The 22,803-nt window shown below is 55.5% G+C and carries 28 protein-coding genes and 1 tRNA gene; 6 read left to right on the forward strand and 23 right to left on the reverse strand.

Annotation, left to right across the window (positions count from 1 at the left end; all coding sequences use genetic code 11):
• Positions 1-2: 2 nt before the first annotated feature.
• Positions 3-476 (reverse strand): MmcB family DNA repair protein, encoded by a 474-nt coding sequence (locus B3527_RS13140; RefSeq protein WP_290480167.1) that lies wholly within the window; start codon positions 474-476, stop codon positions 3-5.
• 201 nt (positions 477-677) lie between these two features.
• On the opposite strand from B3527_RS13140, the gene B3527_RS13145 reads away from it, so the two are divergent.
• Positions 678-1,565 carry an RNA polymerase factor sigma-32 gene (locus tag B3527_RS13145; protein ID WP_034814695.1) on the forward strand — a complete coding sequence of 296 codons (888 nt, stop codon included), beginning with the start codon at positions 678-680 and terminating at the stop codon, positions 1,563-1,565.
• Here the strand turns inward: B3527_RS13145 and B3527_RS13150 are convergent.
• Positions 1,562-2,329, reverse strand: coding sequence for a thermonuclease family protein (locus tag B3527_RS13150; RefSeq protein WP_290480168.1), 768 nt, complete (start codon positions 2,327-2,329; stop codon positions 1,562-1,564). The genes B3527_RS13145 and B3527_RS13150 overlap by 4 nt on opposite strands.
• A 93-nt stretch (positions 2,330-2,422) precedes the next feature.
• Between B3527_RS13150 and B3527_RS13155 the strand changes: the two genes are divergently transcribed.
• Both B3527_RS13155 and B3527_RS13160 read left to right on the forward strand, forming a co-directional pair.
• Positions 2,423-2,499, forward strand: a tRNA-Arg gene (locus tag B3527_RS13155).
• A gap of 267 nt (positions 2,500-2,766) precedes the next feature.
• Positions 2,767-3,840 carry a GGDEF domain-containing protein gene (locus tag B3527_RS13160; protein ID WP_206991591.1) on the forward strand — a complete coding sequence of 358 codons (1,074 nt, stop codon included), beginning with the start codon at positions 2,767-2,769 and terminating at the stop codon, positions 3,838-3,840.
• A gap of 23 nt (positions 3,841-3,863) precedes the next feature.
• Here the strand turns inward: B3527_RS13160 and B3527_RS13165 are convergent, their stop codons facing one another.
• Genes B3527_RS13165 through B3527_RS13200 form a run of 8 tightly spaced genes read right to left on the reverse strand, consistent with a single transcriptional unit; the run spans position 3,864 to position 9,467 of the window.
• Positions 3,864-4,199, reverse strand: a complete 336-nt coding sequence (locus B3527_RS13165) for a hypothetical protein (RefSeq protein WP_206991592.1) — start codon at positions 4,197-4,199, stop codon at positions 3,864-3,866.
• Positions 4,196-5,281, reverse strand: a complete 1,086-nt coding sequence (locus tag B3527_RS13170) for an EscU/YscU/HrcU family type III secretion system export apparatus switch protein (protein WP_206991593.1) — start codon at positions 5,279-5,281, stop codon at positions 4,196-4,198. The genes B3527_RS13165 and B3527_RS13170 overlap by 4 nt, the downstream gene beginning before the upstream one ends.
• An 8-nt stretch (positions 5,282-5,289) precedes the next feature.
• The gene (locus B3527_RS13175) at positions 5,290-5,991 is read right to left on the reverse strand and encodes a flagellar biosynthetic protein FliR (protein ID WP_290480169.1); all 702 of its coding nucleotides are present in this window, start codon (positions 5,989-5,991) and stop codon (positions 5,290-5,292) included.
• 53 nt (positions 5,992-6,044) lie between these two features.
• Positions 6,045-8,123 (reverse strand): flagellar biosynthesis protein FlhA, encoded by a 2,079-nt coding sequence (locus B3527_RS13180; protein WP_290480170.1) that lies wholly within the window; start codon positions 8,121-8,123, stop codon positions 6,045-6,047.
• Positions 8,124-8,130: 7 nt separating this feature from the next.
• On the reverse strand, positions 8,131-8,394 hold the full coding sequence (locus tag B3527_RS13185; RefSeq protein ID WP_034814684.1) for a flagellar biosynthetic protein FliQ: 264 nt from the start codon (positions 8,392-8,394) through the stop codon (positions 8,131-8,133).
• A gap of 15 nt (positions 8,395-8,409) precedes the next feature.
• The gene (locus B3527_RS13190) at positions 8,410-8,706 is read right to left on the reverse strand and encodes a flagellar hook-basal body complex protein FliE (RefSeq protein WP_206991595.1); all 297 of its coding nucleotides are present in this window, start codon (positions 8,704-8,706) and stop codon (positions 8,410-8,412) included.
• 11 nt (positions 8,707-8,717) lie between these two features.
• Complete coding sequence (locus B3527_RS13195; RefSeq protein ID WP_206991596.1) at positions 8,718-9,101, reverse strand: flagellar basal body rod C-terminal domain-containing protein; 384 nt, start codon at positions 9,099-9,101, stop codon at positions 8,718-8,720.
• Between the two features lie 3 nt (positions 9,102-9,104).
• Entirely contained in the window at positions 9,105-9,467 is a 363-nt protein-coding gene (locus B3527_RS13200) for a flagellar biosynthesis protein FlgB (protein WP_242517420.1), read from the reverse strand.
• An 82-nt stretch (positions 9,468-9,549) separates the two neighbouring features.
• Here B3527_RS13200 and B3527_RS13205 point away from each other — a divergent pair, with 82 nt between their 5' ends.
• Positions 9,550-10,872: a FliI/YscN family ATPase gene (locus B3527_RS13205; protein WP_290480171.1), complete on the forward strand. Its 1,323-nt coding sequence runs from the start codon at positions 9,550-9,552 to the stop codon at positions 10,870-10,872.
• Here B3527_RS13205 and B3527_RS13210 read toward each other — a convergent pair.
• The 6 genes from B3527_RS13210 to B3527_RS13235 all read right to left on the reverse strand — a co-directional run bounded on the left by B3527_RS13210 (position 10,869) and on the right by B3527_RS13235 (position 14,689).
• Positions 10,869-11,711, reverse strand: a complete 843-nt coding sequence (locus B3527_RS13210) for a DUF1217 domain-containing protein (RefSeq protein ID WP_290480172.1) — start codon at positions 11,709-11,711, stop codon at positions 10,869-10,871. The genes B3527_RS13205 and B3527_RS13210 overlap by 4 nt on opposite strands.
• Position 11,712: 1 nt before the next feature.
• Positions 11,713-12,147 carry a flagellar biosynthesis repressor FlbT gene (locus B3527_RS13215; protein ID WP_290480173.1) on the reverse strand — a complete coding sequence of 145 codons (435 nt, stop codon included), beginning with the start codon at positions 12,145-12,147 and terminating at the stop codon, positions 11,713-11,715.
• Positions 12,147-12,536: a flagellar biosynthesis regulator FlaF gene (locus B3527_RS13220; protein WP_290480174.1), complete on the reverse strand. Its 390-nt coding sequence runs from the start codon at positions 12,534-12,536 to the stop codon at positions 12,147-12,149. The genes B3527_RS13215 and B3527_RS13220 overlap by 1 nt, the downstream gene beginning before the upstream one ends.
• Before the next feature lie 63 nt (positions 12,537-12,599).
• Complete coding sequence (locus B3527_RS13225; RefSeq protein WP_290480175.1) at positions 12,600-13,847, reverse strand: flagellin; 1,248 nt, start codon at positions 13,845-13,847, stop codon at positions 12,600-12,602.
• Positions 13,848-13,992: 145 nt separating this feature from the next.
• Positions 13,993-14,376 (reverse strand): hypothetical protein, encoded by a 384-nt coding sequence (locus B3527_RS13230; protein WP_290480176.1) that lies wholly within the window; start codon positions 14,374-14,376, stop codon positions 13,993-13,995.
• The gene (locus B3527_RS13235; RefSeq protein ID WP_290480177.1) at positions 14,369-14,689 is read right to left on the reverse strand and encodes a hypothetical protein; all 321 of its coding nucleotides are present in this window, start codon (positions 14,687-14,689) and stop codon (positions 14,369-14,371) included. Before B3527_RS13235 ends, B3527_RS13230 begins: the two co-directional genes overlap by 8 nt.
• Positions 14,690-14,800: 111 nt before the next feature.
• Between B3527_RS13235 and B3527_RS13240 the strand changes: the two genes are divergently transcribed.
• Positions 14,801-16,258 (forward strand): flagellar hook-length control protein FliK, encoded by a 1,458-nt coding sequence (locus tag B3527_RS13240; protein ID WP_290488694.1) that lies wholly within the window; start codon positions 14,801-14,803, stop codon positions 16,256-16,258.
• A gap of 12 nt (positions 16,259-16,270) precedes the next feature.
• The gene (locus B3527_RS13245) at positions 16,271-16,939 is read left to right on the forward strand and encodes a flagellar hook assembly protein FlgD (RefSeq protein WP_290480179.1); all 669 of its coding nucleotides are present in this window, start codon (positions 16,271-16,273) and stop codon (positions 16,937-16,939) included.
• Between the two features lie 44 nt (positions 16,940-16,983).
• On the opposite strand, the gene B3527_RS13250 is transcribed toward B3527_RS13245, so the two are convergent.
• From B3527_RS13250 to motA, 7 genes are read right to left on the reverse strand one after another with little or no spacing between them, the layout of a single operon-like run.
• Complete coding sequence (locus B3527_RS13250; protein WP_290480180.1) at positions 16,984-17,535, reverse strand: flagellar basal body-associated FliL family protein; 552 nt, start codon at positions 17,533-17,535, stop codon at positions 16,984-16,986.
• Between the two features lie 9 nt (positions 17,536-17,544).
• Complete coding sequence (locus tag B3527_RS13255; RefSeq protein ID WP_034814660.1) at positions 17,545-18,255, reverse strand: flagellar basal body L-ring protein FlgH; 711 nt, start codon at positions 18,253-18,255, stop codon at positions 17,545-17,547.
• A complete protein-coding gene (flgA, locus tag B3527_RS13260; protein ID WP_051607784.1) occupies positions 18,252-18,659 on the reverse strand; it encodes a flagellar basal body P-ring formation chaperone FlgA in 408 nt (135 codons plus the stop codon). The genes B3527_RS13255 and flgA overlap by 4 nt, the downstream gene beginning before the upstream one ends.
• A gap of 4 nt (positions 18,660-18,663) precedes the next feature.
• Complete coding sequence (gene flgG, locus B3527_RS13265) at positions 18,664-19,449, reverse strand: flagellar basal-body rod protein FlgG (protein ID WP_034814657.1); 786 nt, start codon at positions 19,447-19,449, stop codon at positions 18,664-18,666.
• Between the two features lie 28 nt (positions 19,450-19,477).
• Positions 19,478-20,191 carry a flagellar hook-basal body complex protein gene (locus B3527_RS13270; RefSeq protein ID WP_290480181.1) on the reverse strand — a complete coding sequence of 238 codons (714 nt, stop codon included), beginning with the start codon at positions 20,189-20,191 and terminating at the stop codon, positions 19,478-19,480.
• The gene (locus tag B3527_RS13275) at positions 20,191-21,936 is read right to left on the reverse strand and encodes a hypothetical protein (protein WP_206991606.1); all 1,746 of its coding nucleotides are present in this window, start codon (positions 21,934-21,936) and stop codon (positions 20,191-20,193) included. The genes B3527_RS13270 and B3527_RS13275 overlap by 1 nt, the downstream gene beginning before the upstream one ends.
• Positions 21,936-22,802 (reverse strand): flagellar motor stator protein MotA, encoded by an 867-nt coding sequence (motA, locus tag B3527_RS13280; protein ID WP_206991607.1) that lies wholly within the window; start codon positions 22,800-22,802, stop codon positions 21,936-21,938. Before motA ends, B3527_RS13275 begins: the two co-directional genes overlap by 1 nt.
• Position 22,803 lies beyond the last annotated feature (1 nt).

Below are 22,803 nucleotides of genomic sequence, written 5' to 3' on the forward strand. Positions count from 1 at the left end.
GGTCAGGTAAGCAAGCCCGGTGCCGCCGTCCAGCCAGTATCTGCCGACTGGGTCAATCGCATGGCCGCCAGACGTGCCAGTCGCAGGGTGACGGCCTTGCGCCGAGCTGCCGACAATTTGTCTTCTGGCGCCGCCCGAACTACCGCCCCGCCAAATGCGTCGGCCACGATCAAGCCGGTTTCATCCGGGATCAGATCGTGCGGAAAATCGTTGGCGACCGCGAAATAGAGTTGGTCGCAATAAGGCAAATATTCCGGCCATTTAGAATCCGCGCGGAAATCGGCAATTGAGGATTTCACCTCTACGATCCATATCTCACCGGACAGGCCAATCACCGCGATGTCCGCTCGGCGATTGTTGGCTAGGCTCATTTCCGTCACGCCAAAAAAGCCGAGCCCGCCGAGCAAGCGCCGGGTTCCTCGGACGATTTCGCCCGCCCGCGTGTTCGGAACACCAAGATCTGCCAGATCCGTCATGAGTCCTTCAATTTTGTTCGCCCAATGTTCCGAAAACCGTAAGGTCGATGCCACCTACAGGTCAAGCCCACGCTGCGTCGGTGATCGCGCTCTCCATAAAGTGATTAAAATCGGGAACGAATCTGATCCAGCGCGCGCTCTTGCCCGTAGAGACTGTGTTAGTTTGGCAACAAGCCACCTCGCAGAAGGAGATGACCCGTCATGGCAAACGCCTATAGCTCCAATGGCCCGGCGGATCGATCATACGTCAAGAAGGCCATGAAGACCCCCATGCTGGAAGCCGAGCATGAACTGGAACTGGCCCGGCGCTGGCGCGAGGAAGAAGATGAACGCGCACTTCATGAGTTAACTCGCGCCTATCTCCGCCTTGTCATCGCAATGGCCTCGAAATTCCGCCATTACGGCCTTCCCATGCCGGACCTCGTCTCCGAAGGGAATGTCGGCCTGATGATGGCCGCGGCCCGCTTTGAGCCCGATCGCAAGGTGCGCTTCTCAACCTATGCGAGCTGGTGGATTCGTTCTTCCATTCAGGATTTTGTGCTTCGCAACTGGTCTATCGTACGAACAGGTACGACCTCTTCACAGAAATCTCTCTTCTTCAACTTGCGTCGCCTGCGCGCCCGAATCGATGATACTGGCGACGGTGTGATGACCAAGGAAAACCGAACCTGGATCGCCGAACATCTCGGCGTGCCGGAACGGGATGTCGAAAACATGGCGTCGCGCCTATCTGCGTCTGACCGATCCCTGAACGCACCCATGGCCGTTGATGGCGACGGTGAATGGCAAGACTTGCTGCCTGATGCCGCGCCGATTCCGGAGCAACAGGTGATGGAATCGCGCGACTCGACACGCCGGAAGGAGTGGATCGCCAATGCGCTGAAAGCACTTAACCCCCGTGAGACGCACATCATCATGCAGCGACGCCTGTGCGAAGACTCCGTCACGCTGGAAACGCTAGGCCACGAACTTGGAATCTCCAAAGAACGTGTACGGCAGATCGAACATCAGGCACTTGGCAAACTGCGTCGCGCGCTCGAACGTATTGTGGGAGACCCGGACGAATCCGGCCTGCTGCCCGGCACCTAATTGGTTGGAGCTTCCACCAATTCAAAATTGAGCGGGTGGGATATTTCCATCTCGTCCCCTCGCACATAGCCGCGCGCCAATACACCCAGCCCCAGCGCCTCCTGGCACAAAGATGCCGCGGCCGTCTGGATCTGCAGCCGGAGTGCCGAGTTCTGCAGCGACAAGTCACAGACTGCACCAAACCCTTCAGCTCCCCGCATACCGGATACCTGTCCGCGCACGAGCTGGAAGCCTTCATAGGCCTTCGGTAAATCGCTGGCATAGGGAATGCGGTATTCCACAGCACGCCACAGGCCGATCTCCTCGCGACGCGCATCACGCTCAAACTTCAGCAAGGGCGCATTTGCCGCCGCAGTGTCCGGGTAAACACGCACGCGGGCCCCGCCCCTCTTCACCATCTCGGCGTTAAGCCAGAACGTCGGCCCAAGCGCGTCAACAGTCTGGGCATGAGCCAGTGCCCGGTCGTAGCGGTCACGCGTCAGGCCCCCATAGTGGAGCTGGACTTCCCGGCCGAGCACCATGTCTTCCATCATGCGCTTGGACTCGGTATGATAAGGTTGTGGTGCGCGATCCCGGTAACCTCCCGAAGGCGCCTCGATCCCGACTAGCCGCACGCTTTGCCCGGTATCGAGTACGATCGTGTCACCATCAACAACGCGCACAACCCGGCCGCGCTCTCCCGGCTCCAGACTGTCCAGCGGACCCGGCGCACCGCACGCAACAAGGGTCATGCAGACCACCAACCCCACCTTCAATCGCGCCATACCACTCGCCCATCCTCAGCGTCGCAGCGTAGAGCCGCCAATTGGCGACTTCAATCCTTCCGGTTATTCCCGTATAGCCGACCCTACTCAAGCGGTCCCGTAGCTCAGCAGGATAGAGCAACAGATTCCTAATCTGTAGGTCGTGCGTTCGAATCGCGCCGGGATCGCCAGACGGAGTTTCATATGTGAGCGGAAACATCGCACAGCACCACTTCAGAAGATGGTGAAGTCCGTCGCAACAATGCCAGCATGCGTCCAAGTGAACAAGCATCCGACTTCTACTGCAATCTCAACACAACAGCCGAAAGCTGGAGATAAATCTGGTTCATAGTTCGCGCAAAACCGCGAAATAAAAGTTCACATTTAACGATATTTGAAGGTCGCATACGCAAGGTAAACTTCGACGTTAAATGAATTGCCGATGGGGACGGGTTCAGATGAGCGAATCCAAGACGCCAGTATTTGTGTGTCCTGAGGACCAGCAAGCCTTTGCCAAGGTGTATGAGCATGCTGATACTGCCAGCCAGTTGATTGCAGAACATGGCACGCCGCCATTCCCCAACACATTCGCGCTGATGTATGCGTATGCAGCAAAGTCCGACAACAAGGTTGTGGTTGCGGTCGACGAAATGCTGGAGCGGGGCGCGCTTTGCCAATATGAAATCGACGAAGTCTACAACATGCATTTGCGCCCTACCGACGATCACGCCAAACGCGAGAACATCGGACGGGAAGTTGAACAGCAACTCTCAAGCATCCTGGACCTTGTGGGTACCAGTATGGAAAACAGCGACCAGTTCGAAGTTGCGTTGACGCAGATTGAACGCGGCCTGTCTGATTCAAGCTCGTCAGCTGCTCTCTCCTCTGCCGTTGCGCGCCTGATGTCGGAAAGTCGTCGGATGACCGATCAGAGTCGTCGCCTCAGCGATGGTCTAATGGCCTCAATGAAGCAGATCGAACGCCTGCAACATGAGCTCGAGGCGGTTCGCAATGAAAGCATGCGCGACCCGCTCACCTCCATCTACAATCGACGCGCCTTCGACCTACGCCTCGCCGCTGAAGTTGAGGCGGCAAACAAACAGGGTTCGAGCCTCTGTCTGGCAATGGCAGACCTTGATCATTTCAAACGCGTGAACGACAATTTCGGTCACCGGGTAGGAGACGAAATTCTGAAGATTTTTGCTTCAATCGTCACCAACAACATCAAGGGCAAGGATCTCGTAGCGCGCTATGGGGGCGAAGAGTTCGCAATTATCTTACCTGCAACAGGCCTGCAACAGGCCACCCGGTTGATTGATCGCATCCGTGAACAGATGTCTGAAAGGAAGCTCGTCCTGAAGGGAACCAAGACACCCATCGGCGCCATCACGGCCTCGTTCGGCATTGCCCAGCACCAGCCGGGTTTGACCGTTAGCGGCCTGATTGAGCAGGCTGACCAGCGATTGTACCTGGCCAAGAGCAATGGCCGTAATCGTGTTCAGTCAGACGATCTGGCCTCCAACGCTGCTTGATTTGCACGCCAGCATGATCGACTTCATGATCCCGCACCCATCTGAATAAGCTGGTCTTCGGAATTCAGTATCCGTTTGAGCTCCTCTCGCGCAGCGTTGAACCTTTGTTGCGCGTCCGCAATTTCCGACCGCTTGCGATCCATATCATGCAGAACCCGTCTGGAATGACCGTATCGGCTTGAAAGCATCATCGCGTGCACATCTCCGCCCGCCTGGTCAGCACTGGCGAACTCCTCCTGCAATGCATCCAGTTGCTTCCCAAGATCGCGCAGCTCGGTTTGTACAATTGCAAGAGATTGCTCCGCTTTCTGTCGCTTCAGCGCGACGAGCTTGAGCAATTTCGGGCGAGAACCTGTCATTGGGCGCCCCCGGTCTGCTTGCGAATGCGATCGACGAAACTGATTGCAGCTGCAACGGCTGCGAAATGGTCAGGATGGATTTCCTCATCAATATCTACCAACCGGTAGATGGACCGAGTTGACGGTGGATCCCGGTAGATTGGGATATCATTGGCCGTGGCAGTTTCGCGAATCTTGGCAGCCAGATGGTCGACACCCTTGGCGACACAGACGGGTGCACGGCCCCCCTCCGGATCCCATTTCAAGGCCACGGCATAGTGTTCCGGGTTGACCATGACGACGGTCGCTGTTTTGACATTCTGCATCATCTGGTTCCGACTCATGCTGGACGCCTTCTCGCGCCGCTTCTGCTTGAGCTGAGGATCGCCTTCGCTTTGCTTCTGCTCCTTTTTAATGTCCTCTCTGCTCATCTTGAGCTTGTTGGAATGCAGCTGCCGCTGCAGCGGCAGGTCAATCGCAGCGAGGACGAACTGAAACACACCGAAGATAAGGAACAGCGTCAGCACCTGGCCAAAGGTGAAATTGAAGAAATCGCTGAGCTCCACCGCACTACTCGCATAGTAATGCTGTGCAAACCCATACAGGAACACAGCCGCGAGCCCGCCAGCAAAGAACATTTTTGCCATATCCTTCAGGAAGTCCAGCAGACCCTTTGTGCCGTACTTCTTCTTCAGGTTTTCGGTTGGCGAAATCTTGTTGAACTCGGGTTTGATCTTCTTCGCCGAGAAGGCAATCGATTGCTGGATAACCAGCGTGGCGAGTACAAGGGCCGCCATGATCGCAAACAAGGGTATCACCTTGACCAATGTGCGCGCCAGCCAAGCTTTCGTTGCTCCGCCACCGTCGTTGAAAACGTCCGCCGCATAGCTGTCAGCGTGATACATCAATGCGGAAAATTCGCTGAACATGGCCCCCGCCACAACGGCACTGAACATGATGGCAGCGATGATAACGCCAGCGAACAGGGCAAACGTATTGGCTTCCTTGGACTGGGCGACATTCCCTTCGCGACGCGCCTCACGTCGCTTTTGTTCGGTGGCCTCGAACTCCTTCTCGCCACCACCTGATTGATCCTCGGCCATTGCCTACCTCACCACCAGCCGATCGAACCGGAGACCCGATCCATCCAGACTATCAGAATAGTTGACACCGAAATGGCCAGAAGCACAAACCCCGCTCCGATCATAAAGGGGGCGCCCACAAATGCCACCATCAGCGATGGCAGCGCCTTATTAATAAAGCCGAGCGAGATGTTGTAGAGCAGGTTGATCGCCACAAAGGGCCAAGCGATCAGCACGGCAAACTTTATGGCGTTGAACATGCCCTCAATGACAAAGGACTGATCGAACTGCGTGAGCCCCCCAACCGGAATTTCGATGTATATTTCAGCGAGTCTAACAAATACGCTGACATGGTAGTCTGCCGACAAGAGTAGGACGGCACCCGCCATGGCCAACATGTTCGAGACCACCGTCTGCGCCTCAGCATCCAGCGCAATGCCGAGCATTTGCGAAAGCCCGATCGTTTGGGCGATCAGTGATCCGGCCATGTTCAGAATCCAGATGGATGTGCGCAGCAATACACCCAAGCCCAGCCCGATTATGGTTTCCGCCCCCAGGAGACCGACAAAGTTCGCAATTGAGATATCAACAGGTGCCGTGACGATGCCGGACATGGCAAACAGGGTGGCCACGCCCAGTAACAGCGACATGCGCACACGCATCGGCACGGTCTGGTCGCCAATCCCCGGCATCAGGAATACGACAAAGGTCAACCTGGCGACGATCAGCATGAAAAGGATAATCCAGGCCGAAAGTTGTGGCCCGATTGGAAGTCCTTCCAGCATCAGACGACGCCGACGATGTACGGCTTGCTCTTGGAACCGATTTCCTCATACGCCAGAACGGAGTTGCGCACGCCCTTGCTCGCCAGAACAGTTTGCAGGAAACGTCTCCGACGGGACGAGGTTGCCACGGAGGCAACAACACCTTTCTGAGCCATTTCGTTCAACTTGGCCTGCACCGCTGTCGTCAGTTCTCCAAACATTTCTGGAGGCAGGGCAATATCCGATCCGCCATCCTCGCGGGAGATTTCGTGCTCGTTGAACTTTTGTTCCCAATTGGTGGAGAGCTGGAGCAGCGGAAGGCGGCCTTGACCGTCCTGAAGGCGATCGACAATCTGGAATCCGAGCCGCTGGCGAACGAGTTCCACAATGCGCGACGGCGCGCTTGACTGGGCTTTGACCTCGGCAATTGTTTCAACAATCAGGAACAGATTACGAATCGACACGCGCTCCTCGAGCAGCAGGCGCAGCACTGATAGCAGAAGTTCAGGACTAACCTTCCCGGGAATGTATTCATCAAGGAACCGCCTGTTGGACGCAGCACGTTCGCTGTCGCTGATATGAGTCAAGGCATCCAGCGTGTCCAGCATAACCATGCGTGTAAAGACGAGTGTGAAGTTTGCCTGAATGACTTCAAGCATGTGAGTCGCGAGAACTTCCGTCGGCTCGACCGCTGGGATACCAGCAGCAGACAGCTCTTGCTTCTTTGTACTTGGCAACCAGCGGGCGGCTGCCTTGTAAACGGGTTCTTTGACCTTCTCACCCTGTAGGTGTGGCAGTTGCCCATCTTCCATCAACGCCAACAGCGAGCCCGGGCGCACAAGACCTGTATCTACCCGCACACCTTGAATTCGAATGCGGTATTCGTTCTTCCCGAGCGTTGGGTTGTCCGTCATCCTGATGGACGGCAGAACGAAGCCATATTCTTCTGCAATATACCTTCGAATCTTGTCGATTCGACTTTCAAAGCCACCTGCCCCCTGCAGCACCATGCCCACCAGATCTGGGGCAACCTCCAGGTGGATCTCGTCGGAGTGAATAGAGTCACCAATGACGAGGCTGGTTTTCGGCTCTTCAATTTCGCCAGCTTCCGCTTTCGCGGCTAGGTCGCGCTCCCGCCGGCGAATATAGAAAGATGCCGCCGCGAACGCCGCTGCAGCCAGCATGAAAGGAAGAAACGGCAGACCCGGAAACAGCGCGAAAATTGCGAGAATCCCCGACACGATCATCAGGGATGTGGCATTCGCGCCCAGTTGCGCGCCGAGCGCCAGATCGATTGCACCGTCCTCACGGCCTTTCGCCAGAAGCATTGCCGCCGACACTGATACGATAACGGAAGGGATTTGGGAGACGAGACCGTCCCCTACGGTCAAAATGGAGTAATTGTTCAGCGCCTGAGTGAAGCTGAGCCCGTGTGCGGCAAGGCCAAAGCCGACGCCCGCAACGAGGTTCAAGGCGGTGATGAGCAAGCCAGCGATCGCATCGCCCTTCACGAATTTTGACGCACCGTCCAGGGAACCCAGGAAGGAAGCTTCTTCCTGCTCCTTCTGACGACGGTTGCGCGCCTCTTCATGACTGATAGCGCCGACAGCCAAATCGGCATCAATGGCCATCTGTTTGCCCGGCATCGCGTCCAAAGCAAACCGCGCACCAACCTCCGCCATTCGGCCGGCGCCTTTGGTGATGACCATGAAGTTCACAATGACCAGCACCGCGAACACAACCAGACCCACAAACAGGTTTCCGCCCATGATGAACATGGCGAAGCCTTCGATGACGTTGCCGGCAGCGTCGGTACCCGTATGGCCCTGGCTGATGATCAGTTTGGTCGAGGATACGTTCAGCGCCAAGCGCAGCATCAGCGATGCCAGAAGCACGCTCGGGAATGACGAAAAGTCCAGGGGCTTTTCGATGAAGATACTGGTCGTGAAAATCAGAATGGCAAACGCGAAGGACGCCGTGAGACCGATGTCCATAACCCAAGCCGGGACGGGCAATACCATGATGAGAATAATCGCCATCAAGCCGATCGCGAGGATGGCGGTCGGCTTTGACAAATCGAAGAAGCGTGAGGTCGGCATGGCGGCCCTAATTCGAAATCATGGGGAGAACGGTATTATTAAAGAAATCAAGGCAAATGCGCGTCATGTACCCAAGCGACAGGAAGAACACGACGACGACGGCCAAAATCTTTGGCACGAAGGTAAGCGTCATTTCCTGAATGGAGGTGAGCGCCTGTAGCAAGCCTATTACAAACCCAAGCACCAGCGTGACAGCAAGAATGGGCAGCGCCATCATGGCCGCCGCCCAGAGCGCACCGCGCAACACTTCAAAGATGGCGAGTTCGGTCATGTGTGGCCGCCCTGATCAGACCGGCATCCGAAGCAATTCCTGATAGGCTTCAACGACCTTGTCCCGAACAGTCACGGCGGCATCAAGGACCAACTCGGCCTGAGCTAGCGCTTCGACCATGGCATGGGGATCCGCGCCGGACACAGCGGTCTGCATGGCTGTCTGCTCAGCCTCCTGCAGAGCAGCCTTGAAGGTCGAGAACCCCTCTGCCACCCCCGACTTTTCAGCCGGGTTTGTTGCTGGTTTGTCAGAAACCTGGGCCGGCTTGATCGAACCGAGCGCTGCGTATGCACTGAAGCTTACATTGGACATTCTGCCCCCCTTTAACGCCTGAGAATATCGAGAAGTGACTGGTACATGCTTCGCGCCTGCCGGAACGAGTTCAGGTTGGCCTCGTATCCGCGATTCGCTTCGCGCATATCAGCCATTTCAGTGACCAGCGACACGTTGGACGCTGTCACATATCCTTCTGCATCCGCCAGCGGACTGGCGGGATCATAACTGCGCTCGCCTTCGGTTTGATCGAGCTCGATGCGTGTCGCAATGAAGGCGTCCGCAGCAGTCGGTGCCTGCTCGACGGACAGAATCTTGCGGCGGTAACCGGGCGTGTCGGCATTCGAAACATTCTGGGACGAGATATCGATTCGTTTCGACTGGAGCTGCATACCGGAAACAGCCTGCATCATCGTGGCTTTGAGTGAGTCCATGAATTACCCTTTCCGACCAATGGCTGTGCGAAGGAGGTCAAGCGACTTTGTGTAGACTGAGACCGCCATTTCGTGCTGACCCTGCGCGTCGGTTGCGCGGAACATTTCGAGCTCGAGGTTTACAGAGTTCCCGTTCGGCGAGTTTGCGAAATCCGTCTCGAACGTCTTGAAAGCTGGGTCGCCGGCATCGACGGCTCCGCTTGATGCAGCTCGCGCGAGAAAGTCCTGAAAGGCTTCGACGTGTTGCGCCTTGTAATCAGGATCGTTGGCATGGGCGATATTTGTCGCCGATACTTTCTGACTCTCAGCAGCATGGCGCGCCATGGCGCTGTAAACATTCAGGACATCCAGATTGAGAATCGCCACAGAATCGCTCCTAGTTAATACTTTGGAAGAATTGCCGGGGTAATTTGAAGAAAGAGTTAACGAATAGGCGAGATCTGTTTACTTGTTGCATCCGACCCCCAATTTTCCTGATCGCCTGTACCGAATCTGGGGAACCGTCACGGAGGTATCACCGGGACTGATTCTGATTGGCGGGATCAGCCAGTTCGCCCGTCTGGGAAATGAAATTCGGGTTCGCACGCGTCAGGGTGAGGTGTTCGGAGAAGTGCTCGCCGTCTCCGGCGGTCATGTGAAAGCAATGCTTTACGGTGAATCTGATGCGATCCTAATTGGCGATCGAGCTGTGTTGGAACAGGAAGCCTATGTCGAGCCCGGTGATCATTGGCTCGGCAAGATCGTGGACTACCGAGGCACGATTTCCGGCGAGAGCGCTATAGCACCAGCCGCCAACACCACTCGCCGCCCGCTGAGAGCATCTCCCCCGGCGAACACAACCCGCAAAAGCCTAGGCCAGCGCCTTTCCACCGGGTGGATGATCACTGACACGATCCTACCGATCTGTCAGGGTCAGAGAATGGGCCTGTTTGCCGGGTCTGGTGTCGGTAAATCTACCTTCCTTGGTTCGCTCGCTGCTGGCGTGAAAGCGGACCGCGTCGTCATTGCCTTGATCGGCGAACGCAGCCGGGAAGTGAATGAGTTCGTCCACAAGACTCTGCCCAAAGACGTCCTGTCTCGAACGGTCATTGTAGCTGCGACTGCCAATGACCCACCTGGAGCCAAGAAACGCGCCGCGCTCTGCGCGATCGCGACTGCGGAACATTTTCGGGATGAGGGGCACCAGGTCCTTTTCCTGTTTGATTCCATCACACGTTTTGCCGAAGCACATCGTGAAGTATCTCTCTCAGCTGGAGAGACTCCCGCCCTCAACGCCTTTCCACCGTCAACCGTACGCGCCATTGCCGAAGTCGCGGAACGGACCGGCCCTGGTGCGCAAGGCCAAGGCGATATTACCGCAATCTTTTCCGTCCTGGTGGCTGGATCGGATATGGAAGAGCCCGTAGCAGACATGGTCCGTGGGGTTCTGGATGGTCATATCATCCTGTCGCGGGAGATATCCGAACGCGGACGGTATCCCGCTATTGATGTTTTGCGCAGTGTCTCGAGATGTCTACCAGATGCGGCCAAACCAGATGAAAACAGAATCATCAAGGATTACCGACGGACGATTGCACTCTATGAAGAAATCGCGCCGATGCTGCGCGCCAATCTGTATGAGCGAGGACATGACGCAGCCGGAGATCGATCCATCGAACGCTTCCCGCAGCTGGACAATTTCGTTTCAGAGCCGAATACCGGACATATTCCACAAGCCTTCCAGCACCTTCAGGGCTTGTTGGACCCTGTTGAGGCCGCCGAAAAATCCTAGCTCGACACGATGCTGAGAAACAGGTTCTGGCTGGCGGTCGATCCGAAGCCCGCCGCGTTGTTGAGCAGCGTCAAAGCCACAGATCCGGAAGAAAGCGAGGACTGACCATTGGCGATCGAGTCCATCGTGTGAAAGCGCTGGAGTACCTTGTCCATGACGTCCTCATTGGCCAAGTCCGTAATCTTACTGATAGAAAACACGCTCAATACGCGCTCTTTCAGAATATCTGCCTGCTGGTCGACGTCCAACTGCTGCCAAGAAGTGGGCAAGTTCAGCGCCGTTTCCAAGACAGTCCGGGTCGGAACGTCTCCCAAAAGGCGGTAGAGATTTGCCTCATCGCTGGACCCCTCGCGGACAAGATCCCCGACCTTGGCCTCATAGTTCAGGCTGAGCTTCATATTATTGTCGACATTGCCGACAGCCGAACGAAAGGCTGCGCGCTCAAAGTCATCCGCAAGCGACGCGATTGTATCCTGTGACAGGGAGATTTTGCCATCGGTGACCGTAAATGTGGTGGCAAATGCAGTATAGGCCGGACTGTTAAGGCGCTTGAGAAAGCTACTGTCAGGATCGGCCTGCTCTTCCATCATGTGACGGAGGAAGCCGACTTTCCACTCTTCCCCGCCTAGATCAAAAGATGTCAATGAGATACGCAGCAGGCGCCGATCAGAAAGAAAGTCTTCTATCGCGACCGGAGACGACATCTTCTCCTGAAAATATTCACGATCATTCCGAACACTGGCGGAATCTGTGAAACCTTCAAACTGCTTGTCAAAGGTGGATTCCAGGAATTTCCACCCGCCATATCCTGTGATCGGGATGACCGGCTGATAGACCATGTCAGGCGACCTGTGCCTGCTCAGTAAACTGTGTTTTCAAACTAGCGACTTTTAGGAGTTCAGCTTCGATCGCAATGATGTTGCGCAGGTGGCAAAGTGCCGAATAGAAGTTTCCGCGATCTAGCATGGAGCGCAAAACGCTCAGCAGTTTGCGATCGATGGATTCAAATACGTCCTCCAGGCGCTCACACTCGTCAAGAATGGCTGGAAGAACGTCATCTTCTTGTAGATCGCCGGTTATGATGAGCTGAATTGCGTAGTAGACACGCTTTGTAGGCGTATCGACATCCTGTGGCTTAAGGGCATCGCGGCACCGGAGAATACGGGCATTGTCATCCACAACGCGCACTGTCGACGGTTTGTCGCCATTTTCAAGCATTGCTCCGTTTACGACAAAACGTTCGCCTGCGGCCAGTTTGAGGACTAGTCCGGACACTATTTGGCTGCCATGATTGCTGGATTTGGAACATGGCCTGCAAGGCCTTGCATAATGATTTCATTGATCTCGACCAGTTCGGAAATTTCCGCTTCGCGGGAGAACACATGATAGCTGATCCGGCGCACAGATTCGGCAAGCGCGATCAGATTTTTCTTGAGAGTGGGCTCGAGCTCGTTCGCGTCACTCATCAGGTCTATGGACAAAATCTGCCAAAGCTTCAGGTTCCGGTCGATAGCCTCCGCCCATACAGTAGGCTGCGGTATTTCCTGCGCATCGACGGCCTTCAAGGCCTGTGTAACTTCTTCAAAGATTGCGTATTCAATCTGTCCGCTGTTCGCGGTCCGGCTTGTTACTTCACCATACGCTTTGTAAGCCAGTTGTTGCATACGCTCTCACTCTTATTCAAAACGGGTGACCCGGGCGCCACTAGGCGCCCGGGCCGGTTAGAATTATCTGAACAGCGACAGCAGAGACTGCGGTGCAGAGTTCGCGATGGACAGCGCCTGGACGCCGAGCTGTTGCTGAACCTGCAGGGCTTGCAGTTTCGCCGAAGCAGCTTCGATGTCGGAGTCCGTCAGACCACCGATACCGGAGGTCATGGTGTCGGTCAGGGTTGCAACGAACTCGGATTGGTCAGCAATCCGGGTCTGGGACGAACCGAAAGCAGCTGCGGCATCGATTGCCGTGCTCAGCATGGACTCAACGGCAGTCAAGGCAGAAGTAGCGCCAGCAGAAGTAGACACGTCAATCGTGGCAAGATTACCAAGGCCGCCTGTCGTTGTCCCTGCAGTACCGCCCGTTGCAGAAGCTGCCGTCACAGTCAGAGTACCGCCTGACCCGTTAGCAAGGTTGATAACGGCGCCATCGCGGGAAACCGTATAGTTGCTATCGCCAGTCGCATCCAGGAACGTAGAGACCTGATTAGCGAGATTGGCAGCAACAGATGCCGTGCTGTCATTGGCGTTGGCAACGTATTCAAAGGTGCGCTGGCCGATGCTGTTGGCTGTAGCAGAATCATCAAGCACAATGCGGTAGGAATACCCATCGGCAACACTGGCAATCGTGATGTCCTGGTTGGCCCCATCCGCCAGCGTGTCAGCCGTCCCGGCGTTCACGCTGTCGTTATTGATGATCGTAGTGTTGGCTACAGCTGTGGAACCGAACGTTGCGGCCGTAGCGGTATTGGAAATCGACAGGTCCAGGCGTTCAACGTCAATATATGATGCGCTGACAGTGCCGCCGGACGAGCGGTCAAGCGATGCAAGAATCTGCACGTCAGCGGTGCTGGAACCATTAATAAGGTTCAGGCCGTTGAATTGGGCTGCGCCGACAATCGTAGTTATCTGAGCGACCTTCGCATCAATGTCGGTCTGGATTTTCGTCCGGTCAACGTTTTCTTCCTGAGCGGAAACAACAAGACTTTTGACATCCTGAACAAGGCTGGTGACCTGCTCGGCAGCCTGACGTGCCACACCGACCGTAGACGAACCAAGGTTCAGAGAGTCAGATATCTGCTTGAAGCTTTCAACATCTGTGGACATGGTTGTCGAAATCGCCCAAATCGCGGCGTTATCTTTCGCATTGGCAACTTTTTTGCCGGTCGAAATCTCCGACTGGACAGATTCGAGATTGCTGTTGATGTTGCGCAGGGTCTGCAGCGCAACCATCGCACTATTGTTAGTCAGAATACTGGACATTTTGAATGTACCCCATGTTCGTCAGGCGAGCGGCTATGTCGCTGCCTAGGTTCGATCTCACGTCGTCCTGACGTCGGGAATTCCCGCAACCCATCTTGGTTCGCCGTCACTGAGTATACAGGACCCGTGTACAATCAGTTAACCGTCATGCCTTCTTAAGATAATTCCCGGTGGCGTTTGAAAATGGCGTTTGCAATCCATTGGACTGATAAGCTCCCACATAGGAGTCCTGAGACACGCGGCCGAGCCTAGTTACCATGTTCTGAAGGCCATTTTGAACGGCGCGGAAGTGAATGGAGTTCTCACTTGCTGCCTGTACAATACCCCTGAGCCGAGCCTGAATGGTTTCCGCTCGCAGCATCTGACCGGCTTCTTGAAGCAAGGACTCGAAAGCCGTCATGGCCTGGACCTTCTCTTCAGACAATTCCACGACACGGTGAACCTGGCCTGAGAGCAGAAGATGCTTCTCGGCTGACAGGACGCTTTCGACCTGAGACATGATTTGTTGGGCGCGCGCGGCGTCAGTCATCGATAACAATTCCTATTTGTTCGTTGCCCTCGCTTGAGGCTGGTATGCCGGTCGCGTTCAGCCCCAAGGGGTGCTTTTCGGCGAGATCTTCGGCAATTGCCTCAATGATCATTCGCGAAAACGCCGAAGCCGCCTCCCCTCCTGACTGGGTGAAGGCCTCTTCGAGTCCAGTGTGACTCAGCATTTCAGACCAGAGCAGTTGTTCGAACCTCACACCGATTTCTTCGATGGCAGTCTTGCCTGCGCCGTTTCCGGCGGGCGAGGTGCCAGACAGAGGCGCTGTTCCCATGCCTGCGCCTGAAATATCTGTCATACCTCTCACTCCTCACGTCTGGCGGCAGCGAAATGAACCGCGTTTGCTTAAAACTTATTTTACCAGTGTTGGGCCAAACAGGGTTAAGAGAAACCTAATCTGGATTAACCTATGACGCCTTTTCTGAGCTTCGATGGAATGTCCGCAGTCGATTCATCTGGCGGTGCGCCAAATGCATCTCCGTTAGCGGATGGAGAACTAGGCAAGGCTTTTCAGAAGCATTTAGCAGAACAAGATACTATTGAAGGTGAAGCGCCAGATCAGGTCATGATGGCGAGCGTAAACACTGATACCGCAAATGCGTCGCCGATCGCCTTTCTGAATCTGGAATCTGAAAACGTCATAGATGTAGAGCTTGATCCAGCCGACCTTGAGGCAACCGACTTCGCAAAACTTGAGGAAGCCCCGGAAGTTTCAGCGCCACTGGTCACATCAAATGTCGATCCGGACACTGTCAAAGGCACAGATTCTGACGTGACTATTCCGGTCCCGCATGCCGCGGAAATAATAGAGGCGTCGGCTTCGTCCGAGCCGCGCGCACCCGACGCCAAGACCATGGTTGATCCGGATCTTGCAGACACCAAAACCACTACTGTGCCGGGTCTAGCAGACGCCGAACCTGAACGCGCCGATGCGTCCATTGAGGACTTGCCAGCAACGGTCGCCGTTGATGACCCGCTCCAGTTTCAGGCACCCCCAGCCGAGCCTCGAGAGGCCTCTGACATCGAACCGGATGCGGTGATCGAATCGGATGCTCTGATCGAATCGGCTATTGTTCCGAAAGCCACTGAGATGGGTGCGCTAGCTGACGCGGCTGGCGAATCCGAGTTGGAGCCCTCCCCCGCCCCCCAGAAGACCGCCTTCAACACCGCTGGAACTCCACAGCCCGCTCCATCTGGCGACACCGCTCAGGACGGCACGCCGCAAGACCGGAAATCACCTGCCCCTCTGCCAGGATCACTCAATACCTCAGGGTCTATGGAGCCGGTCCAAGGATTTGCAACCGGAATGGCAACAGAGTTTGCCAGCCCGGCATCTGACACCGGGCAACCATCTACATTGGGCCTGTCAGCCGTAACGAGCACGACGCCGACGATCTCCACCCCCTCGATGCAAGCCGTAGTCGCCCCCGCGCAACCTCAAGCGAATTATGTTGCTGTACCCGCCGATATTCCGAGCATCATTTCTCGGGAATTGTCATCAGACACGCAGTCGAACCGCGTGCGAATTCAGCTCGATCCGCCAGAACTCGGACGGGTCTCTCTTGAATTCAAGTTTGACTCGCAAGGCTTGCAACACGTGCTGGTCACGGCAGATTCAGCCGAAGCGATTCGCCGAATACGGGCCTTTCACCCGGACCTGGTCTCGGTCCTCGACGAGCACGGCTTGTCTAGCCAGGATATGACCTTTCGCGAGCAACCCTCTGATCAGAACCCGGCTCAAAGCTGGTCGAACACTGACGCCGACGCCCTGGACAGCGACCCAGATAGTTTGGCCGTCGCTGCATCCCCCCTTCAACAAGCCACCCCCTCCAGCACCGTCACCAACGGCCTGGATATACGGGTATAGGAGTTCGAATTCATGAGCACGATCGAATCGACCACCGCCGCGCAAACGCAGACGACTGCCTCTTCGGCAGCTACCCAACAATTTGGTGAGGAGTTCAATAACTTCATCAAACTGCTCACTGCACAGGTTCAGAATCAAGACCCACTCTCCCCAATGGATTCGACACAGTTTGTTGACCAGCTCGCGACGTTTTCCTCGCTTGAACAGCAGGTTCAAACAAACTCTGCGCTGGGTGGAATTTCGTCATTGATCGGAGAACTCCACACAATGTTCGCCAGTGAATGGCTGGGCGAGACCGTAACGGTTGAGTCATCATGGGTGCCATACACAGGCTCCGAAATCCGCTATCTGGCCAACACGCCTACCGACGCTGACGACGCATACCTGACCGTGCGGGACTCGGAGGGAGAGCTTGTCTGGTCTGAAAAGCTGGACATGGAAGACGGAGTCCACACATGGAATGGTCAGACCAATTCCGGTGACACCATTACGAACGATGAGATTTTCGAGTTCAACATCGACTATTACCGAGGTGAAGAATACATCGGATTGGGAGCGCCTCAGGTCATTACCACCATCACCGATGTCTCAACCGAGAATGGCGGGCTCCGCTTCGGAACCTCATCTCATCTATCAGCCGACCTGACGAGCGTGAACAAATATTCCGGGGCTATGAGCTAACTAAAAAAGCCCGCAGATCCTAGCTATGTCAGGCAAATGGCAGATCACAGATCCTGACGGGCCATATCCAGTATCAGCACGTTATGAATGCCGTTCGGAATCTCGTTCTGGAGGTTCGTAAGGATCATGGCGCGCAACGTCTCATAATTGTCGACATCGGTGATAGAGTTAAGCGTCCGCCCCCCACTACTCAGTTTCACCAAAGTGGTCATGATGTTGTCGCGCAGGACGGGCTCTTTGGAAAACAACTCTTGCGAAATACTTGTGTCGACTTCGAGGTTGAGGTTCAGGATCACAAGGCTTTGCACCCGATCATCCTCAATCATGGGGACGACGAACTCCCGCGTGAACTTGTAATATGTCACTTCGCCACTGTCAGCAGCGCCGTGCTTGTCACTTTTTCCGTGGGAGTCTTTTTCCTTCTTGGCCTTTTTTTCCTTCTTGGGCGCCGCGTGTTCATCACTCTCCTGGCCATCACTCTCGTGCTCAGCCGCTGGCACCGGCGAAGGCGAGGAACCGGACTTCAGAAAATAGGCACCGCCACCGCCAGCAGAAATTGCGAGCAAGGCTACAATAGAAGGAACGATTTGCTTCATTTCAGGATCCTAGAACGGTACGACCTTGTCGATAATTTTCTGGCCAATCCGCTGTTGCGGAACCGATGTCGCATCACCGCTGTTGAGGTATGAAATCTGCGCATCTGCGATCTTCTCATAGGTTACCGTATTGGTCCGGGTGATATCTTGTGATCGAATTACGCCGCTTACCGTCAGCATGCGAACCTCGTTGCTTACGCGCGTTTGCTGGTAGCCCTGAATGACCAGGTTGCCATTCGGCTCCATCGCAACTACGCGTGCCGCAAGCGTAAAGGCGATCTTCTCGGCCCGATTCATCGCACCACTTCCGTCCATTGACGAGCCACGATTATAGTCGACGCCAGGTGACAATGACGCCCCGCCAGGCAGCACACCGTTTGCCCACTCCGGCAAACCGAACAGCGCATCGACATTCACGTCAGCACTGCTATTGCGATTCCGGGACAGAGAGCTTTGCAGGCTTGCCTGATCGTCCATCTCAACAACGACAGTCAGCAGGTCGCCGATAGCCTTTGCTCGGCGCATGCTGAGCAGAGCATTAGGAGCGGTAGTCCAAAGCGACGCATCGCTTGTACCTTCGGGCTCAACATAGGCCTGCTGCATCACCGCCGGCATGGTGGTCGCAGGTGCAGTCATGTCGAATGTTGCATCTGCCGAAGGCACAGAGCCGCAGGCTGTGAGGCCAAGGAATGCTGCGGTGAATGTAAGATAGTGTTTCATTGCACAAGCACCCATCCGTCTTTCTGAACAATACCGTTTACGATCTTCTTCGAATTCAAATTCAGGATCGCGACTGCTTCATCTTCAGTCGCCTCCCCCATCGCTCGGCCAGTCGTCGTGATTTCCAATGCTCCGCTGACGAATTTTACCGTCACGAGTTGGTTGCGGCGCACAAGGCGCGCGGGGCGCGTATCATCCATCGACAATTCTTGCCCGACATACACCGTGCGGCGAACTTCTCGGCCGAGCAGAGGGTTATCGGTGTCGACCAAAGCACCCGTCTCCGTCGATATGTTGGCGGCCGTAACCGTGTCGCCGGCGCGAATAACTTCCTTGACCACGAGCGACGAGCCACCAAGCATTTGCGCCGCCAGCCCTAATCCCAAAGCAATAGCTGGTATCATTCTGTTACCTCACTCGTGTTGTGGCAGCCAACATCTCGTCGGCTGCGGTAATAACCTTTGAGTTAAGCTCATAGCCTCGCTGGGCTTCGATCAATTCCGAAATTTCCTGAACCACGTCGACGCTGGATTCCTCGAGGAAGCCCTGGCGAAGAAGCCCCATCCCCTCAGTCCCCGGCACGAGTTGGTTAGCCGGACCGGAGGCTTCGGTTTCTCGGAACATGTTGTCGCCCATGGCCTCGAGGCCTTTTTCGTTGATGAAGCGGACAAGCGAGATGTTCCCAATGGCCTGACCGTCAGATCCATCGTCGAAATAGGCCACCACCTCGCCATCTCGGCTGATGGCAACGCTTCGCGCATTCTCCGGAATGACCAAGCCATCTGCCAGCGGGAATCCATCCATTGTGACGATCTCACCCTCGGCGCTTCGGTTCAGCTTGCCATCCCGCGTATAGGCAGACTCTCCAGACGGCAGCGTGATCTCAAGAAAGCCCGTTCCGTCAATCGCAAGGTCAAGCTCAGCGCCCGTTTGGCGGAGGCTTCCCTGAGTGATTTCCATGGACACCGATGAAGGCTTTACGCCGGTACCCAGCTGGATACCCGCCGGAACGACGGTACCAACCTGCGACGTGATCGTGCCTGGCGTCAGGTGTTGCTGGTACATAAGGTCCGAGAACTCGGCGGTGCGCGGGCGATAGGCCGCCGTGCTCATATTGGCGATATTGTTCGAAATGACTTCGACGCGCATCTGTTGAGCGGCCATTCCTGTCGCGGCGATCTGCAATGACTTCATTTCATTCCCCTACGGTTCTAAGCCAGCTTCACAGCTGGCGTATCGTCTTGATCAATTGATTGATCCGATCGTCTTCTTTCTCGATCAGTGTCTGACCAGCCTCATAAGCGCGCTGCACCTCAATCAAGCGAGATACTTCGAGGATTGAGGATACATTGGATTGTTCCAGCGTGCCCTGGATCACTGAGGGCTCTTCGATTGGCTGATGACCATTCGGAGCTGCAAACATGGTGCCGCCCTCTTGATTGAGTTCGCCATCGGGCATGACGACCGCAACCTGCCCCAATATTTCTTCGCCAGACGAAATGGTACCATCGGGAGCAATTGAAACTCTGGTAACTTCCTGCGGGATCGCGATCGCTCCGCCGCCGGCCCCTTGGACCTGGTGGCCAAAGGCGTCAACAAGGTTGCCCTCTGCTGACAGTTGGAAAGCCCCAGAGCGGGTGAGACGTTCGCCGGCCGGCGTATCAAGAACAAAGAATCCGTCTCCATGAATGGCGAGATCGAATTGACCGCCCGTATGCTTCATTCCGCCTTGGGAAAGGTCGAAGTTATGCCCGGCAAGGCTGCCCATGGACAGGCTCTCAGACTGGTCGCCTACGGCAGCAATGTGCTCCGCAAAAATGGCATGGTTGGACTTGAACCCAGTTGTGCTGGAGTTCGCCATATTATTGGCAATTACCTGCATCTCTCGAAGCAGACCATCTTGTCGGGTCAGAGCCGCATAGATCGCATTAGACATCAGGGCATCTCCTGAAAATTCGAATTTAGCGCCGCGTTGATTTGACTGAGATGTTCCGGAATCTCACTCAACTTGATACGCTGGAGCCTCGGTTCGGCCTTGCCAAACTTCAAAGCGAGAACGGCATCAATACGCGGCCGATAGTCTTCCTGAGTAATCCGCTCTGCAGCTGAATAGACTGCCGCCGGTAGGATCCAATTGCCGGAAGCGGCATCTGTTTCAATGAGGTCGACCACGGTTGGCGTGTCCAACACAACTCTCGAGGCAACTTTGGCGAGCCAGGCCCGGTCGTTGGTCAGCACAGCAGCCATGGCAGCAAGACGCATAACATCGGGATTGTCAGATCGGGTTTGTGTGAGATCTCGCAAACTCGCGAAATCCTGCATGCGGAAGGCCAGGGCTGCCCGTTCCGATGTGAGGCCTTCGCTGTCAGGAATGTCTTCCGACAAGGCTGTCATGACGCTCAAAAGGCCAATATTTCCTGCGAATCGGGCGGCAGACTCGACGATCTGATCGTGACCAGAATTGCCAGAAAGTATGTCTTCATTCTCCCCCACGGCGCTCATCGCCGCCAGGCTGGCAAGACGATCGGCACCTTCAAAATCCTTCTGGAGACGGGCGGCCAGCTGATTCCCCAAGAGTTTGCGTGTTTCAGGGTCCTGCATGGCAGGAAGCTCAGCAAGTTCGGAGATCATTTCGTAATCAGAAATTTCTCCAGGACCTTTCAGCATCGTCTCCAGACTAGCGCGAACATCTGATCCTCGCGGCAGTTGCTGGACATTCTTCAGGAGATCACCAACAAGTTCGTCCTGCAAGCTCGCCTCAACCGGCAAGCCATGCCGCATGAGGACGGCTGCTGTCTCGGAGCGCAATTCTGGAACATTGAGGAATTCTCGAAGCTGGCGCTCTCGCTCGATGCCGCCCTGGTTCATGTCAATCATCGCTCGGGTAAACGCCAGGCGCTGCGACCGTCTGATTTCTTCTGCCGAAAAATCCGCCATCAGTTTCTCTGAAAGGAGGGTTTTTCCCATGCGATCAAGAGAAGGGATTGCCAATGAGGCCGTGCGTACCTTGAGCCGGTACGGCAACCGCCGATAGCTCATGAGATTGAGGTCCAGAAGATCCACGCCTTTCTCGTCGAGCAGCGACAGGCGCGCAAGCGACAACCAGATGTCACCATACATGTTGCAGGCCGCGACCTGCTCGAACAGCTCGATGTCAGGCACCGAACCGTCCTCGAGCAGGCGAGACAGATTGCGGATGTAGCGACTATCAGTGTCTTCCATCCCCGACACCTGAAGGCGCCCCTCAGCATAAAGACCTATCGATACATACGCCATGGCCACGTCTGCTGGCGTCAGGCTAATGCCCGTGGCAACCTGCTCAGCACGCCAATTCAGGAAATGTTCGTAGGTCGAGAACTCCTCAAAAGCCTGAAGGTCGAGGACGGCGTCGCTGATGCAGGCTGAATCGACTTCTACCGGCGCAGCAGCGTCGGTCGGCGACAACCGGCCGCGAAACAATTGCGTAGGCTCCGAGGGCGCGGACGCGGAGACCGGCGCCTGATCTGCCGGCGTCAACAATCCCTCCCCTATCGCCTCATCAACGAACTCTCGAAAATTCACGGAAAGCTCATCTGCTTCGGTCGCGCGCCCGGCATCTTCCGCTGTTTCGGGCGCTTCAGCAAACGCCGAAAAGCCCGCCATCAAGGCGAGCCCGGCTAGCAAGGAGAGGCGACTCGTCATCACGCGGCCTGCTTTAACCCCCGGATCGCTTCTTCCACTTCATTGAACGATGGGCGTACCCGCGTCGGTGCGTGGCGACGGGCCACTTCGACACAGATATTGACCGGGTTTTTGTGGAGGTTCGACACAAGGACCTCACCAATCATTGAATAGAAATTATGTTCTTCCAGCCGAATATGTTTCACACGTGTCGCGAATGGTCCGACGATGCCATAGGCGAGAAAAACGCCCAAGAAGGTACCAACAAGCGCGCCGCCAATCATGCCGCCCAGAACTTCCGGTGGCTTGTCGATGGATGCCATCGTCTTGATAACGCCGAGAACTGCCGCAACAATCCCCAGGGCAGGCAAGGCATCGGCCATGTTCTGCAGGGCGTGCGATCCGTGCAATTTCTCTTCGATCAGGCTGTCCAGCTGCTTCTCCAGAAGCTCTTCTACCTGATGTACATTGTCGAAGTTCATGATCATGGAACGGATGGTGTCGCAGATCATCTCGATCGCGCGCTTATCCTTCAGAATCTTGGGGTATTTGGCAAAAATATCAGAGTCCTGCGGAGCTTCGATATGCGTCTCGATATCCACTGGATTCTTCTTCAAGACATTAAGAAGTTCGTGCATCAGACACAGCAGGTCCTGATAGTCCGACTTCTTCCATTTGGGTCCTGCAAATGCGGCGACCATGTCCCCACCAGCATGCTTGATCGTGGTCATGTCATTGCCGGCAAGAAAGGCACCTGTGGCTGCTCCACCGATCATCATCATCTCGAACGGAAGCGAATGCATGATGATATCCAGATGTCCGCCAGCAAGCATATACCCGCCGAAGACCATCACCACCGTGACAACCAGACCTGCTATTGCGTTCACC

The sequence above is a fragment of the Hyphomonas sp. UBA4505 genome (assembly GCF_002388685.1).
In the GTDB taxonomy this organism is placed as follows: Bacteria; Pseudomonadota; Alphaproteobacteria; order Caulobacterales; family Hyphomonadaceae; genus Hyphomonas.

What these genes read in the sequence shown, in the direction of transcription:
- B3527_RS13140 (WP_290480167.1), bottom strand. Translation starts at nt 476, where the DNA reads ATGACGGATCTGGCAGATCTTGGTGTTCCGAACACGCGGGCGGGCGAA.
- B3527_RS13145 (WP_034814695.1), top strand. Translation starts at nt 678, where the DNA reads ATGGCAAACGCCTATAGCTCCAATGGCCCGGCGGATCGATCATACGTC.
- B3527_RS13150 (WP_290480168.1), bottom strand. Translation starts at nt 2,329, where the DNA reads ATGGCGCGATTGAAGGTGGGGTTGGTGGTCTGCATGACCCTTGTTGCG.
- B3527_RS13160 (WP_206991591.1), top strand. Translation starts at nt 2,767, where the DNA reads ATGAGCGAATCCAAGACGCCAGTATTTGTGTGTCCTGAGGACCAGCAA.
- B3527_RS13165 (WP_206991592.1), bottom strand. Translation starts at nt 4,199, where the DNA reads ATGACAGGTTCTCGCCCGAAATTGCTCAAGCTCGTCGCGCTGAAGCGA.
- B3527_RS13170 (WP_206991593.1), bottom strand. Translation starts at nt 5,281, where the DNA reads ATGGCCGAGGATCAATCAGGTGGTGGCGAGAAGGAGTTCGAGGCCACC.
- B3527_RS13175 (WP_290480169.1), bottom strand. Translation starts at nt 5,991, where the DNA reads ATGCTGATCGTCGCCAGGTTGACCTTTGTCGTATTCCTGATGCCGGGG.
- B3527_RS13180 (WP_290480170.1), bottom strand. Translation starts at nt 8,123, where the DNA reads ATGCCGACCTCACGCTTCTTCGATTTGTCAAAGCCGACCGCCATCCTC.
- B3527_RS13185 (WP_034814684.1), bottom strand. Translation starts at nt 8,394, where the DNA reads ATGACCGAACTCGCCATCTTTGAAGTGTTGCGCGGTGCGCTCTGGGCG.
- B3527_RS13190 (WP_206991595.1), bottom strand. Translation starts at nt 8,706, where the DNA reads ATGTCCAATGTAAGCTTCAGTGCATACGCAGCGCTCGGTTCGATCAAG.
- B3527_RS13195 (WP_206991596.1), bottom strand. Translation starts at nt 9,101, where the DNA reads ATGGACTCACTCAAAGCCACGATGATGCAGGCTGTTTCCGGTATGCAG.
- B3527_RS13210 (WP_290480172.1), bottom strand. Translation starts at nt 11,711, where the DNA reads ATGGTCTATCAGCCGGTCATCCCGATCACAGGATATGGCGGGTGGAAA.
- B3527_RS13220 (WP_290480174.1), bottom strand. Translation starts at nt 12,536, where the DNA reads ATGCAACAACTGGCTTACAAAGCGTATGGTGAAGTAACAAGCCGGACC.
- B3527_RS13225 (WP_290480175.1), bottom strand. Translation starts at nt 13,847, where the DNA reads ATGTCCAGTATTCTGACTAACAATAGTGCGATGGTTGCGCTGCAGACC.
- B3527_RS13230 (WP_290480176.1), bottom strand. Translation starts at nt 14,376, where the DNA reads ATGACTGACGCCGCGCGCGCCCAACAAATCATGTCTCAGGTCGAAAGC.
- B3527_RS13235 (WP_290480177.1), bottom strand. Translation starts at nt 14,689, where the DNA reads ATGACAGATATTTCAGGCGCAGGCATGGGAACAGCGCCTCTGTCTGGC.
- B3527_RS13240 (WP_290488694.1), top strand. Translation starts at nt 14,801, where the DNA reads ATGACGCCTTTTCTGAGCTTCGATGGAATGTCCGCAGTCGATTCATCT.
- B3527_RS13245 (WP_290480179.1), top strand. Translation starts at nt 16,271, where the DNA reads ATGAGCACGATCGAATCGACCACCGCCGCGCAAACGCAGACGACTGCC.
- B3527_RS13250 (WP_290480180.1), bottom strand. Translation starts at nt 17,535, where the DNA reads ATGAAGCAAATCGTTCCTTCTATTGTAGCCTTGCTCGCAATTTCTGCT.
- B3527_RS13255 (WP_034814660.1), bottom strand. Translation starts at nt 18,255, where the DNA reads ATGAAACACTATCTTACATTCACCGCAGCATTCCTTGGCCTCACAGCC.
- flgA (WP_051607784.1), bottom strand. Translation starts at nt 18,659, where the DNA reads ATGATACCAGCTATTGCTTTGGGATTAGGGCTGGCGGCGCAAATGCTT.
- flgG (WP_034814657.1), bottom strand. Translation starts at nt 19,449, where the DNA reads ATGAAGTCATTGCAGATCGCCGCGACAGGAATGGCCGCTCAACAGATG.
- B3527_RS13270 (WP_290480181.1), bottom strand. Translation starts at nt 20,191, where the DNA reads ATGTCTAATGCGATCTATGCGGCTCTGACCCGACAAGATGGTCTGCTT.
- B3527_RS13275 (WP_206991606.1), bottom strand. Translation starts at nt 21,936, where the DNA reads ATGACGAGTCGCCTCTCCTTGCTAGCCGGGCTCGCCTTGATGGCGGGC.